Source organism: Tenacibaculum sp. M341, from assembly GCF_004337695.1.
Taxonomy (GTDB): Bacteria; Bacteroidota; Bacteroidia; order Flavobacteriales; family Flavobacteriaceae; genus Polaribacter.
Map to the genome: position 1 here is coordinate 67,342 of NZ_SJXJ01000019.1, position 14,685 is coordinate 82,026.

The window sequence follows — 14,685 nt, forward strand, 5'->3', positions numbered from 1 at the left end:
TGGCAAATATAGTTATTATTTAAAGTATTGATGTTTCTTTAAGTTTAATTTTGCCTTCAAGTATTTTTGTCATAATTTTGTTGTCTGTAACTATCAATTAAATTGATAGCCATAATGAGCAGAAAAACACTACTTACGTCAAAGGAAATTGAGATAATTTTACATCGATTAGCTTGCCAGTTAATTGAAAATCATGGCGATTTTTCCAATACCGTTCTTATCGGTTTACAACCTAAAGGCATTTATTTAGCTGAAAGAATTCATCAAATTTTAACTAATAACTACAATATAAAAGATTTAAAAGTAGGAATACTTGACATCACCTTTTATCGTGATGATTTTAGAAGGAAAAATGCTCCTTTAGAAGCTACTCCTACTAAAATAGATTTTTTAATAGAAAATAAGAAAGTAGTTATTATTGACGATGTTTTATATTCTGGTAGAAGTGTACGTGCAGCTTTAACTGCATTACAAGCGTATGGTCGTCCTACTTTAATTGAACTTCTTGTTTTAATAGATAGAAGATTTAGTAGACACTTACCTATTCAGCCAAATTACAGAGGTAGACAAGTAGATGCCATTAATGACGAAAAAGTAGTAGTGCATTGGAAAGAAAAGCACGAAAAAGACGAAATATACATAGTACCAAAACAAGCTAAGACAGACTATTAATGAAGCAGTTAAGTGTAGAACATTTATTAGGAATAAAGTACTTAAACAAAAATGATTTAGAACTTATTTTTGAAACTGCAGCGCATTTTAAAGAAGTTATCAATCGTCCTATTAAGAAAGTTCCTTCTTTAAGAGATATAACAATTGCCAACTTATTTTTTGAAAACAGTACACGTACAAAATTATCTTTTGAACTGGCTGAAAAAAGGTTATCTGCAGATGTTATTAACTTTTCAGCAGGACAATCATCCGTAAAAAAAGGAGAAACACTAATTGATACTGTTAACAACATTTTGTCTATGAAAGTAGATATTGTAGTGATGCGTCATTCAAATGTTGGTGCTGGAGTTTTCTTATCTAAACATGTAGATGCTAAGATTGTAAATGCAGGAGACGGTACTCATGAACATCCTACTCAAGCTTTATTAGATAGCTTTTCTATGCGTGAAGCTTTAAACAGCAACTTAAAAGGTAAAAAAATAGTTATTGTTGGTGATATTTTACATTCTCGTGTAGCATTATCTAATATTTTTGCACTTCAATTACAAGGAGCACAAGTTAAAGTTTGTGGTCCTACAACACTTATTCCTAGATATATTACTAGCTTAGGTGTAGAAGTTGAAACTGATTTAAAAAAGGCTTTAGAATGGTGTGATGTTGCCAATGTACTTCGTGTACAACACGAACGTATGGCTATTAAATATTTTCCATCTACTAGAGAGTACACTCAGTTGTTTGGTATTAATAAACAGATACTAGATAATGTTGGTAAGGATATTGTTATTATGCACCCTGGTCCTATTAATCGTGGTGTAGAATTGACAAGTGATGTTGCTGATAGTTCACAGTCTATTATATTAGATCAGGTTGAAAATGGAGTTGCGGTTCGTATGGCAGTTATATACTTGTTAGCACAGCAAATAAAAAGGTAATGTTATGAAACACGAACAGAAAAATGATTATGTTTTATTTTCTTTAGAAGAAGGGGGATTTCCTGCTTTTGGGACTTATTTTGAAGATCATCATCATAAATTTGCTAAAAACAATATATTTATATACCTTTCATCGAAACTAGATATAAGTTTCGACGAAATTTCTTTATTTTTGAAATATTCTGATTTACACCAAGATAACGGCACAACTTTTGTAGTTGTTTACCCAAATATTGACGTAGATCGTTTTCCGGAGCAGTTTAACATTGTTCCAACGTTGCAAGAAGCTGAAGATGTTTTAGAGATGGAGAATATTCAACGTGACTTAGGTTTTTAATAATTACCCAATCCCCAATAAATATGATTAGAAAATTACTATTAATTTTTTGCTTCCTAAGCACCATTGCTATTTTTTCCCAGGAAAAATCAGTAAACAAGCTGGTGGCATCACCAAATCCGTTTTTTAACAACACTACTATTTCATTTAATTCAACTAACAAACAAGAGGTTTTGATTAGTGTTAAAAATGTACTCGGGAAAACCGTATACTTAAAAAAAGTTACTGCCCATAGAGGAGAAAACAAGCTCCCCTTTAAACGTAATGACTTAAGTTCAGGTATGTACATCTATGCTATACAAACTAGTAAAGAGATTATATCTAAACGATTTGTCATTAAATAAAATAGATGAGTATACATTTAACAATTTTAGGATGTCATTCTGCTACACCAAGAGTAAATGCACATCCAACATCTCAGTATCTTGAAATTAACAATCGTCACTTCTTAATTGATTGTGGTGAAGGCACTCAACGTCAGATGCGAAAATATAAAGTTGGTTTTTCTAAAATCAATCATATTTTTATTTCTCATCTTCATGGCGATCACTTTTTTGGTCTTATTGGTTTATTATCCACTTTTGGTATTTTAAATAGAGAAAGACCTTTACATGTTTTTGGACCTAAAGGAATTAAGGAAGTTACTGAATTACAGTTAAAGCTTTCTATGTCACATGTACGATATGAAATTGTTTTTCATGAATTATCTTCAAAAAATAGCGAATTAATTTTTGAAGATGATAAGGTGACTGTGCATACAATTCCTTTAACTCATAGAGTGTATACTAATGGTTTTTTATTTACTGAAAAACCAAAAGCAAGAAAATTACATATTGACAATATTAAAATGTACGATGAAATTGAAACCTGCGATTATCATAATTTAAAAGCAGGAAAAGATTTCACTTTAGAATCTGGAGAAGTAATTCCTAATGAAGAACTTACTATCGATCCAGAAAAACCTAAGAGTTTTGCTTTTTGTAGCGATACAATGTACAAACCCGATATTGTACCAATTATACAAAACGTAGATTTACTTTACCATGAAGCTACTTTTTTGAAAGATTTAGAACATTTGTGTTTAAAAACAAAGCACTCTACAGCGGAACAAGCTGCTATGATAGCCAAACAAGCAAATGTTGGTAAATTAATTGTAGGACATTATTCTAGTAGATATTCAGATGTAACTTGTTTTAAAGAAGAAGCAGAAAAGGTATTTGAAAATGTAGTTGCTGCTGAAACAGGTAAAAAATATTCATTAGATCGTTCTGAGAAATTAATTAAAATTGTTTCGTAGATAATAAAACCAAAGTACATGCTATTTCAGCATGTATTTTTTCTTTTTGCAAGATTTCAATTAATTCCATGTTTTCTGTACCTGGATTAAATATAACACGTCTTGGTTGTAATTCTTTTATATAATCGTAATATTGTTGTTGGTTTTTCGGACTTAAATACAAAGTGATTGTATCAATATCAGAAAGTAATATTGGTGATACTTCAATAGTTACTCCAGAAACTTCTCCTCTCTTTGCTCCTAAAGCTACTACCTCTATATTATTATCTAACAATCTTTTTATAGCAATATTAGAATATCTTTCTTGTTTTAAAGAAGCTCCTAATACTAATGTTTTTTGATTTTTCATTATTTATAATTTAACAACAATTAAGTGCATTTATTCTCTAGTCGTAATTGAACTAAAAATATTTCAATAAAGAAACTAAAAAACTTTTAAATCACCATCAAACTCTAAAAAAGAAAACCTCAACACTTAAGTATTGAGGAATTCATTTTTAATAATCTTTTATAGTTACAATGAACACAAAGGTACTTTAACTAATTCATATTTACTTTCACTAACATCTAGTATAGATATAAACATAAATTCGTTATGAAAAGAAAAATCATGAAGTTGAAAGTTATAATCTTCACCAACTTTATCTATCGAAGAAGCACTATCTAAAGTATTAATTTTCCCTATCCAATTACCAACCCAATCGTCAGCTGCATCTTTATTTTTAAAAAGAAGATATAAATCATCTCCATATAATTCTATACTATTTGATTCCTTCATATTAGAAATAATTATTGTAGGTGTTAAACTAGCATCATTTAAATCTACTTTAATAACGTGGTAACCATCAGCTTTACTTCTTGCCAATATATATAACTCATTTCCTTTAGATACCATATCTAATGTCCATGTTCTTTCTTCAAAAGGATCCTTTTTTCCAAAAGTAGTAAGTTCATCCAATTCAAAAGTTGTTTTAGTTAAATCAGACTTGTATAATTTAGCTCTTAACATGCTTACAGAATACATATCATTCCCCTTCACATTCATTCCTAAAATTTGATTTTTAAATTTTAAGTCTAACACTTCAACTAGTGTTGGGTTTGCCACACTAGTATCTACTTTAAATACTTTTGAATGAAGAACAATATGAGCTAATGAAATATATAGAATATCATCTTTGAAAACCAAATCTTTCACATCTCCAAATATATTTTCCTCTACATTCAATATTTGTGTAGGAGTAGCATTTTTATCTGTAAGATTCAATTTATAAATTGCTAATTTTGAAATATTCAAAAAATTTAATTGCTGTTTTGCATAATACATATACCCGTCTTTAAACACTGGCTTTGAATAAACAGCCTTTGGTTTAGAGTCAATTATTTCTTTCTTATTTTCACATGAAAAATTATAAGTAATACATTTTTCAACTCCTTCAGTACAATCCGAAGTTTTTACAGTAACACAAAACTTAGTTTCACCTTCTTCTAATTGCCAAGAAATACTTCCTTTAGAATTACCGTTTACTACTTCTTTACTTCCATTTTTATCTGTTACTTTCCATGTATAAGTTATTCCATCAGTAATTGATGAAGTTGCCTCAACGGTAACTTTTGTTTTATCATTTTCATCTTCTTTTACTTTTAATGAAACCTCCGCACAGCTCTGATTAATATTTACATCATCATCTTTACTACATGAAGTGATTACCAATGTGAATATCAACAAGCATATTTTTGTTATGAAAAACAGCGTTGATTTAGCTTTTAATTGAATAAATAGCTTTTGTGAAAAACTATTACTTTGAGTATTTGTATGCATTTTTGTTATGGTATTATAATTTAATAGATTACAACACACTCATACAAAACCCTACATGTAATTAACATAATAATTAGTTTATTAACTTTTTAAATGATTTTTTATAGAGTTAAACAACTCCATAGCTAAACCTCAAATAAAACATTCAAAAACAAAAAATTAAATCTTTTAAAATCACCCAAAAAAGAAATAAACCAGCTTTTCTTAAAACTGTTAATTTGAGTTAAATAAAACTTAAAAGAGTTTTTTTTAGTAACAATTCATTCTCTAAAATGTCTAGTAAGCAAATAAGAATAACTAACAACAAGTACAATGAAAAGAATTATTTGTGTATTCATACTGCTAATAAGTATGACTTCATTTTCACAAATGAAAAAAGAAAACTTACCAAAACCAGGAAAAATTTCTGGTAAGGTGGTTGACAAAGCTACAAACGAACCTTTACCTTATGTAAATATTATTATTAAAGACACTGCTAATAAAATTTTAACAGGAGGTATTACAGATGAAAAAGGAGCTTTTAACGTTCCTAAAATCCCTGAAGGAAAAAGTATTGTTGAAATACAATTTATTGGTTACAAAACCATTTCTAAAGAAATTATGGTCAGCTCAAAAAATAGAAATATCAAATTAGGTACTATTTTAATTGAAGAAGACTCTACAACATTAGATGAAGTTGAAATTCGTGCCGAAACATCTTCTATCGTTCAAAAAGTAGACCGAAAAGTAATTAATGTAGGTAAAGATTTAACCTCAGCTGGTGCTACCGCTTCTGAACTATTAAACAACGTACAATCTGTAAGTGTTGATAGTCAGACTGGAAATATTAGCTTACGTGGTAATGAAAATGTACGTGTATTAGTTGATGGTAAACCTACAAATATCCCTGCTTCTCAATTATTACGTCAGTTACCTTCAACCTCAATTAAAAGTGTTGAATTAATCACAAATCCATCTGCAAAATACAATCCAGAAGGTATGAGTGGTATTATTAATATTGTGCTTAATAAAAACGCTAATATGGGCTTTAATGGATCTATTAATACCGGAGTAGAAACTGGTCATTATGTAAGATACAATGCCTCTACTAACATGAACTATAAAACTGGAAAAGTTAATTTCTTTGCAAACTATGGTTTTAACGGAGGTGAGCGTTATAATTTTGGATTCGTAAGAAGACCTGGTATTAATACTCAAGATTTCATTTTTGCAAATGATAATGAATCTCATTTAGTAAAATTTGGTGCAGATATATACATCAACGACAAAAACACTTTTTCTTTTTACACAACTCAAAACTGGTTTGATAGTGATGCTGATGGTCGCGCTTTAATTACTGATGCAACTGGTAATGTTTTAAGCAATGCTCCAAACAGTCAAATTTCTGACAACAAAACACAAAACTATAATGTAAATTATAAACATGATTTTGATAAAGAAGGTCATAATATTGAATTTGAGTCTACTTACTCTTTAAACGATTCTCCTCAATTATTAGTTAACAGAGACTTACTTTTAACAAGTACTGATAGAGATTTTAGATTATTAAACTATTTCAATGATATTCGTAATGAAGGAGAAAATGTTTTAATGAATTTAGATTATACTAATCCGATTTCTAAAAAAGGAAAACTTGAGTTAGGATTAGAGTATAGAACAAATAAAACAGATAACATTAACAATACAAATCAGGAAAGAAATACATTTTTAAGAGATGGTAACGGAAATTTAATTTTAGATACTAATGGTAATGTTCAAATTAGTGGAACTACCCCTATTGGAGATTCTAACTTTACCTATGATAGATATGTATACTCTGGATACGTAAATTACGGACATAAATTTGGTAAACTTACAATGCAGTTAGGTGCTCGTTTTGAACAATACGAAATTGAAGGAAACTTCTCTAGCTTAAATGATAGCGGAGTTTTAACTTATGAAAAAGTAACTGATGAAATTTTTACAGTATATCCATCTGCTTTCTTTACATATAATCCATCTGAGAAAAATCAATTTCAATTAAGTTATAGTAAACGTGTTGACAGACCAAGTATTCAGCAAGTAAACCCTATTAGAGAATGGAGTACTCCTTTAATTACCTCTGTAGGAAACGAAAACTTAGTTCCTCAATTCACCAACTCAGTAGAACTAAATTATACAAGAAAAATTAAAGGTGGTTCTATTACTTTAGGTACGTTTTACAGAAATATTAACGATGTAATTTCTCGTGCTACTTTTAGAGATCCATTAGATCCTAGTGAAACCAGACAAATATTAACGTTTCAAAACTTTGATGATACTAATGCATATGGGTTAGAATTATCGGCTAATTACAGAATTGCAAAATGGTGGAGAGCTAATGCAAGTACTGACTTTTATTCTCAAACACAAATTGGAACAACCGACTTAACAAATCCTTCAGCAAATAGATTAGAAGTTCAAAATAATGTTTTCAATGCTAGAATTAGCAATAGTTTTACAGTATCTAAAAAACTTAGATTGCAATTATTTGCTATGTATAGAGGTGCACAAGAAGACATTCAATGGAAAACAGATCCAATGTCTATGGTTAACTTAGGTGCAAACTATACCGTATTAAAAGGAAAAGGAAACTTAACTTTTAGAGTAAATGATATTTTTAATACAATGAGATTCCAATTTAACTCAAGTAATCCATTTGTTCAAAATGGGCGATTTAAATGGGAAAGTAGAACTGCTTACATTGGATTTAACTACAGATTTGGTGGTGGAAAAAACAAAGCTAAATCTAGAAGACGTAGAGATAATAATGAGAAACAAGGCGGTGGCGGTTTCTTTTAATAAACACATACACACTGTTAAACTCATTTAACTAAAATAAAATTCATTTTTAATGATTTTGAATCCTCACATTCATATTGTGGGGATTTTTTTATTTATCTAACTGAAAAAATGAAAGACTTGAAATAAAAGATTACTTAATTTTAGTAACTCCAATATTCATAAACCTACCGTTTAGTGTTCTTCCTGCATTTAAAACATAACGTATTCTAATTTCATCATTAGCATTTAAATTGTACATTAAAACACCTGTACCACCCCACCAATCTTGACTAGATAAACTTACTGAGCCTCTAGTTAAATATCCTATTAAGCCATTATTTCTAAAAGCTCCAATAATATATTTAGTATTACCAGAAGGTATGTTAGATGTAGACAATTCAGCAGAAATTAAATATGTTCCTGATTGTAAAACTCGTATACGACCGTTACCAATTACTGTAAAAACATCAGTATCTATAGATTGAGTATGCGCTGCATTTATAGGAAAATCAAAATAAGTATTCGTAGCATTTGGCAAATTGTAACCACCTGTTCTATTTAATACAACTGTTTTAAGAGAACTAGAAGCATCTGTTCGAATCCATGTTGAGCCATTATACTTGTAAATACCATCATCTGTAGTATTATAAACCATACTTCCAAGGTTTGGAGCAACCACTCCTAACATTTCTGTATTAGTAAGTTTTGGTAACGAAAAAACAGCATCTCCATCAATTTGCGAATAACAAACTGAAATATAGAAGAATAAAAAAAAGCACAAACTAGATCTTACAAACAAACTCATTATAAATGTTTATAAGCTAATTTATGCTTTTTTTAAATAATTTTTGAAGAAGAAAATTTATTATTTACTTAAATACATTTTTCTTCTTGCATATAAATCGTAAAACTGATCATCTCTTAAATTATCAATAAATAAGATACTTTCACCTGTACTCTTCATCTCTGGTCCTAAGTTCTTATTTACATTAGGGAACTTGTTAAAAGAGAATACTGGTTGCTTAATTGCAAATCCTTCTAATTGCGGATTAAAATCAAAATCAGTTACCTTTTTATCTCCTAACATCACTTTAGTTGCATAGTTTACATAAGGCTCTTTATAAGCTTTTGCAATAAAAGGAACCGTTCTTGAAGCTCTTGGATTTGCTTCAATAATGTATACCTTGTCGTCTTTAATTGCAAATTGAATATTGATTAAACCAACAGTGTCTAATGCTAAAGCAATTGTTTTAGTATACTCTCTAATTTGATCTAATACTAACTCTCCTAAATTGAATGCTGGTAATGTAGCATTTGAATCTCCTGAGTGAATTCCACAAGGCTCAATATGCTCCATGATACCAATAATGTAAACATTCTCACCATCACAAATTGCATCTGCCTCTGCTTCAATTGCTCCTTCTAAGTAGTGATCTAATAATAATTTGTTATTAGGAATCTTACGTAATAAATCTACTACATGCTCTAATAATTCTTCTTTATTAATCACAATTTTCATTCCTTGACCTCCTAATACATATGAAGGACGTACTAAGATTGGGAAATCTAACTCGTCTGCTAAAGCTAAAGCTTCATCAGCATTTGTTGCCACACCAAATCTTGGATAAGGAATGTTATTTTCTTTTAATAATGTAGAGAAACTACCTCTATCCTCAGCTAAATCTAAAGCTTTATAGCTTGTTCCAATAATTGGAATACCATATCTATCTAGCTTTTCAGCTAATTTTAAAGCCGTTTGCCCACCTAACTGAACAATTACACCTTCTGGCTTTTCATGTTTGATAATATCATAGATATGCTCCCAGAAAACAGGCTCAAAGTATAACTTATCAGCAGTATCAAAATCAGTAGAAACAGTTTCAGGGTTACAGTTGATCATGATTGTTTCATATCCTGCTTCCTTAGCAGCGTATACTCCGTGTACACAACAATAATCAAACTCAATTCCTTGTCCAATACGGTTTGGTCCAGATCCTAAAACAATGATTTTCTTTTTATCAGAAACAACACTTTCGTTATCTACAAATCTTTCTCCGTTTGCTGTTTCAATCTCTTGTTCAAAAGTAGAATAATAATATGGTGTTTGTGCTTTAAACTCAGCAGCACAAGTATCTACTAATTTGTAAACACGCTTAATTTTAAAGTCTTCACGCTTTTTATACACTTCACTTTCTAAACATTTTAACATATGTGCAATCTGACGATCTCCATATCCTTTTTGCTTAGCTTCTAATAATAACTCTCTATCAAGTGTATCAATAGTATACGTAGAAATTTCTTTCTCTAAATGGAATAATTCTTCGTATTGCTTTAAATACCACATATCAATCTTAGTGATATCGTAGATCTTGCTTAATGGAATTCCCATAGCAATAGCATCGTAAATAGCAAATACACGATCCCAACTTGCATTGGTTAACTTATCTATTACTTGATTGTAATCTTTGTATCCTTTACCATCAGCACCTAAACCGTTACGTTTAATTTCTAATGATTGAGTAGCCTTATGTAATGCTTCTTGGAAAGAACGTCCAATTCCCATTACCTCTCCTACTGCTTTCATTTGAAGTCCTAATGTTCTATCAGAACCTTCAAACTTATCAAAATTCCAACGAGGAATTTTTACAATTACATAATCTAAAGTAGGCTCAAATAAAGCTGAAGTAGACTTTGTAATTTGGTTATTTAATTCATCTAATGTATATCCGATAGCTAATTTAGAAGCGATTTTTGCAATAGGATACCCAGTTGCCTTACTAGCTAATGCAGAAGAACGAGATACACGCGGATTGATTTCAATTGCAATGATATCTTCTTTCTCATCTGGAGAAACTGCAAACTGTACATTACATCCACCTGCAAACTCTCCAATACTACGCATCATTTTAATTGCCATGTCACGCATTCTTTGATACGTTTTGTCAGATAAAGTCATGGCTGGTGCAACCGTAATAGAGTCTCCAGTATGAATTCCCATAGGATCCATATTTTCAATAGAACAGATAATTACTACATTATCGTTATCATCTCTTAATAACTCTAATTCGTACTCTTTCCATCCCATCATTGCCTTGTCAATCATTACCTCGTGGATTGGAGATACTTCTAATCCTCTTGATAATGCTTCTTCAAAGTCTTCTTCGTTGTAAACAATAGCCGCTCCTGCTCCACCTAAAGTAAAAGATGCTCTAATACATAATGGAAAACCAAACTCTTGCGCCACTTCTTTTCCTTTTAAGAATGAAGTTGCTGTAGCTTGAGGTGCCATTGGTACACCAATTTTCTCCATTAGAATACGGAATTGATCTCTATCTTCAGTAATGTTAATAGCATCAATATCTACTCCAATAATTTCAACTCCAAAATCTTTCCAAATTCCTTTTTCGTCTGCTTCAATACACAAATTTAAAGCAGTCTGTCCCCCCATTGTTGGTAAAACAGCATCGATTTGTGGGTGTTCTTTTAAGATTTGAATAATCGATTTCGTATTTAATGGCAATAAGTAAACATGATCAGCCATTGACGGATCTGTCATTATTGTTGCAGGATTAGAATTGATTAATATCGTTTCTATTCCGTCTTCTCTAAGCGAACGTAGGGCTTGTGAACCTGAATAATCGAACTCGCATGCTTGACCAATTACTATAGGTCCTGAACCTATGATTAAAATCGATTTTAACTCTTCTCTTTTAGGCATCTGTAATACGTTGTGTTTTTGTTATGTTGTTGTTGTGTAAAAATAAAAAAAATGATTAGGTATAAAAAAAGGTGCTACTAATAAACAGTAACACCTCTATATGATTAATAATAAATCATTATCTCTTTGGTCTAGTTTCAGATGAAACAGATAGTTTTTTTCTTCCTTTTGCTCTTCTTCTAGCTAACACTTTTCTACCATTAGCAGAAGCCATTCTTTCACGGAAACCATGCTTGTTCCTTCTCTTTCTTTTCGATGGTTGGTATGTTCTTTTCGGCATTAGTTTATATCTTTAAAAAAATTCTTTAATATATGTATTTGCTTTTATGAAATTCCGACTGCTAAAAGCGTTGGCAAATATACAACAGTTTTTTGTTTCAACAAACTAAAAAATATTTTTTTTAGAATATTTTTTTCGCGGACAAATTTAGCAAATTTTCATCGCTTTTTTATTTGCGATATTTGACATTGTTAGTACTTTTGCCCAAACCTAACACTAACATGAACAACACAAAATATGTATTTGTAACAGGAGGCGTTACTTCTTCTCTTGGTAAAGGAATTATTGCTGCTTCTTTAGCCAAGTTACTTCAAGAAAGAGGATATTCTGTTACTATTCAAAAACTAGATCCATACATTAATATTGATCCAGGTACTTTAAATCCGTACGAACATGGTGAATGTTATGTAACTGATGACGGCGCTGAAACTGATTTGGATTTAGGTCACTACGAGCGTTTTTTAAACATTCCAACTTCGCAAGCGAATAATGTTACTACTGGTAGAATATACCAATCGGTAATTAATAAAGAACGTAAAGGTGAATTTTTAGGAAAAACCGTTCAGGTAATTCCTCATATTACTGACGAAATTAAACACCGAATTAAAATTTTAGGCAACACTGGTAATTATGATATTGTAATTACAGAGATTGGTGGTACCGTTGGTGATATTGAATCGTTACCATATATAGAAGCTGTTAGACAATTACAATGGGAATTAGGTGAAGACAATGCTATTGTGATTCACTTAACATTAGTTCCTTATTTAGCAGCAGCCGGTGAATTAAAAACAAAACCAACTCAGCACTCTGTAAAAATGCTAATGCAAAGTGGTATTGGTCCAAATATTTTAGTTTGTAGATCTGAACATGAAATTTCTGAAGACATTAAAAGAAAGCTTGCTTTATTTTGTAATGTAAAAAAGCAAGATGTAATTCAGTCTTTAGATGCTGAAACTATTTATGATGTTCCTAACTTAATGTTTGATCAAGGGTTAGATCGTGTGGTTTTAGAAAAATTAGACTTATGTTCTAAAAAACAACCTGAATTAGTTGCTTGGAACGAGTTTGTTCAAAAATATAAAAATCCAAAGCAAACCATAGAAATTGGTTTAATTGGTAAATATGTTGAACTTCATGATTCTTATAAATCAATTACTGAAGCGTTTATTCACGCAGGTTCTACTCACGAAGTTAAAGTGAATGTTCGTTGGATTCATTCTGAAGAAATAGATACTGATACTGAAAAGCATTTAGAAAATTTAGATGGTATTTTAGTTGCTCCTGGTTTTGGAGAACGTGGAATTGAAGGAAAGATTAAGGCTGTAAAGTATGCGCGTGAAAACAATATTCCGTTTTTAGGTATTTGTTTAGGTATGCAAATGGCAGTAATTGAGTTTGCTCGTAATGTTTTAGGTTTATCTGAAGCAAACTCTACTGAAATGAATGAAAACGCTGCTTGTGCTGTTATTAATTTAATGGAAGAGCAAAAAGATGTTACTGAAAAAGGTGGAACGATGCGTTTAGGTGCATGGGATTGTGAACTTTCTAAAGATTCTAAAGCTTTTGACGCATACCAGAGTACTTTGATTAGCGAAAGACACAGACACCGTTATGAATTTAACAGTGAATTTAAAGAGCAAATTGAAAATGGTGGTATGAAAGCAACTGGTATTAATCCGAAAACTGGATTAGTAGAAGTTGTTGAAATTCCTGAACATCCTTGGTTTGTAGGTGTTCAATATCACCCTGAATATAAAAGTACGGTATTAAATCCGCACCCTTTATTTTTAAGTTTTATTGAGGCTGCTATTGCGCAATCTAAAAAATAAACTTACTACATAAAATATTTAATGACTACTATGGTTGTAACTATAGTAGTCATTTTTTTTATACTATTTTATTGTTTTTTGCTACCAACTTCATTACTTCAAATAAACAATCACTTACAATTTAGCTCTTATATTTTCATGTAATATGATGTAAAATCCTTTTGATGTCATAATACTATTCCCATCTTTATCTTTTACAGGGTCAAATCCAAAATCAATTTTACGTTCAAACCTTAATTTATTTAAAATAGGAAACAGTAAATCATAAGTTTCTCTAAAAAGGAATTCATCTTTATAAGGATGGAACTTTTGTCCGTCAATTTTTTCTGTAGCATCAATAATATCTTGAAAAACCTTTTTTTGATCATCAGAAAATGTAATTGGGTATTTGAAACCTTCTAAATCAAAAATTTGATGCTTTTCTAAATCAGTATCTAAAAATCCCCACATTCCTCGTTTTCCATAACCAAAAAACCATTCATCCGTTTCTATTAATTCCTCTTCTGATTCAAAAAAGTAATTTGGATGCTTCGATTTCCAAAAGAAGTTATAAGTTCCTAAAACCTCCGTTTCTAATTCTATTTTAGCTGTATTGAAACCTACATTTCTTAAAATATGTTCAAACTTTAAAATAAAACTTGTCCAATCATATTCAACCGCCTTATAAGTTCCACCAAACACAATTACCGGATCTTGATAAGATCTTGGTTCTTTTATACCAACACCAAACATTTCTGCATTTAATTGTGGATATGTATCATCGTTTCCTAACGAACGAATAAATTCTTGAGATGCTTTAAAATCTCTATCCAATAGTATTCTACCATGCACAATTGACTGATGCCCCATTCTACTTTTATATTTATTTACTATTAACCCGTTGTGCATTTTGAATTATAAGAAGAAAAAAGTTGAGCATTCTGCTATAAAGCAGTAATTTGTAGTTACCACACCATAATTTAACATGCACAACTTTCAAGCAAATTACGATAAAAT

Annotated in this window: 13 protein-coding genes; 7 read left to right on the forward strand and 6 right to left on the reverse strand. The window is 30.5% G+C overall.

All coding sequences use genetic code 11. The annotated features are described in order from the left end of the window. The first annotated feature begins 114 nt into the window (after positions 1 to 114). The 5 genes from pyrR to EYW44_RS17635 are packed head-to-tail and all read left to right on the forward strand — an operon-like array spanning position 115 to position 3,238. Positions 115 to 672 (forward strand): bifunctional pyr operon transcriptional regulator/uracil phosphoribosyltransferase PyrR, encoded by a 558-nt coding sequence (pyrR, locus tag EYW44_RS17615; RefSeq protein ID WP_132725680.1) that lies wholly within the window; start codon positions 115 to 117, stop codon positions 670 to 672. Further along, positions 672 to 1,604 (forward strand): aspartate carbamoyltransferase catalytic subunit, encoded by a 933-nt coding sequence (locus EYW44_RS17620; RefSeq protein WP_132725682.1) that lies wholly within the window; start codon positions 672 to 674, stop codon positions 1,602 to 1,604. The genes pyrR and EYW44_RS17620 overlap by 1 nt, the downstream gene beginning before the upstream one ends. A gap of 4 nt (positions 1,605 to 1,608) precedes the next feature. Continuing rightward, entirely contained in the window at positions 1,609 to 1,941 is a 333-nt protein-coding gene (locus EYW44_RS17625; protein ID WP_132725685.1) for a hypothetical protein, read from the forward strand. Between the two features lie 23 nt (positions 1,942 to 1,964). Further along, a complete protein-coding gene (locus EYW44_RS17630; RefSeq protein ID WP_132725687.1) occupies positions 1,965 to 2,285 on the forward strand; it encodes a T9SS type A sorting domain-containing protein in 321 nt (106 codons plus the stop codon). A 5-nt stretch (positions 2,286 to 2,290) separates the two neighbouring features. Then, positions 2,291 to 3,238 carry a ribonuclease Z gene (locus EYW44_RS17635; protein WP_132725690.1) on the forward strand — a complete coding sequence of 316 codons (948 nt, stop codon included), beginning with the start codon at positions 2,291 to 2,293 and terminating at the stop codon, positions 3,236 to 3,238. Here EYW44_RS17635 and EYW44_RS17640 read toward each other — a convergent pair. Together EYW44_RS17640 and EYW44_RS17645 are read right to left on the reverse strand one after the other, a co-directional pair. Then, positions 3,222 to 3,587, reverse strand: coding sequence for a CoA-binding protein (locus EYW44_RS17640; protein WP_132725693.1), 366 nt, complete (start codon positions 3,585 to 3,587; stop codon positions 3,222 to 3,224). The two genes, EYW44_RS17635 and EYW44_RS17640, sit on opposite strands and share 17 nt — an antisense overlap. A 165-nt stretch (positions 3,588 to 3,752) precedes the next feature. Next, on the reverse strand, positions 3,753 to 5,057 hold the full coding sequence (locus tag EYW44_RS17645; RefSeq protein WP_132725695.1) for a hypothetical protein: 1,305 nt from the start codon (positions 5,055 to 5,057) through the stop codon (positions 3,753 to 3,755). Between the two features lie 312 nt (positions 5,058 to 5,369). Between EYW44_RS17645 and EYW44_RS17650 the strand changes: the two genes are divergently transcribed. Next, positions 5,370 to 7,877: an outer membrane beta-barrel family protein gene (locus EYW44_RS17650; protein ID WP_132725698.1), complete on the forward strand. Its 2,508-nt coding sequence runs from the start codon at positions 5,370 to 5,372 to the stop codon at positions 7,875 to 7,877. A gap of 133 nt (positions 7,878 to 8,010) precedes the next feature. On the opposite strand, the gene EYW44_RS17655 is transcribed toward EYW44_RS17650, so the two are convergent. From EYW44_RS17655 to rpmH, 3 genes are all read right to left on the reverse strand, one after another. After that, a complete protein-coding gene (locus EYW44_RS17655) occupies positions 8,011 to 8,664 on the reverse strand; it encodes a hypothetical protein (protein WP_132725702.1) in 654 nt (217 codons plus the stop codon). Positions 8,665 to 8,724: 60 nt separating this feature from the next. Beyond that, positions 8,725 to 11,577, reverse strand: coding sequence for a carbamoyl-phosphate synthase large subunit (gene carB, locus EYW44_RS17660; protein ID WP_132725705.1), 2,853 nt, complete (start codon positions 11,575 to 11,577; stop codon positions 8,725 to 8,727). 118 nt (positions 11,578 to 11,695) lie between these two features. Then, positions 11,696 to 11,857: a 50S ribosomal protein L34 gene (gene rpmH / locus EYW44_RS17665; protein ID WP_132725707.1), complete on the reverse strand. Its 162-nt coding sequence runs from the start codon at positions 11,855 to 11,857 to the stop codon at positions 11,696 to 11,698. A gap of 221 nt (positions 11,858 to 12,078) precedes the next feature. On the opposite strand from rpmH, the gene EYW44_RS17670 reads away from it, so the two are divergent. Beyond that, positions 12,079 to 13,689 carry a CTP synthase gene (locus EYW44_RS17670; RefSeq protein ID WP_132725710.1) on the forward strand — a complete coding sequence of 537 codons (1,611 nt, stop codon included), beginning with the start codon at positions 12,079 to 12,081 and terminating at the stop codon, positions 13,687 to 13,689. Positions 13,690 to 13,803: 114 nt separating this feature from the next. On the opposite strand, the gene EYW44_RS17675 is transcribed toward EYW44_RS17670, so the two are convergent. Continuing rightward, entirely contained in the window at positions 13,804 to 14,577 is a 774-nt protein-coding gene (locus EYW44_RS17675; protein ID WP_132725712.1) for a hypothetical protein, read from the reverse strand. Between the last annotated feature and the right edge of the window lie 108 nt (positions 14,578 to 14,685).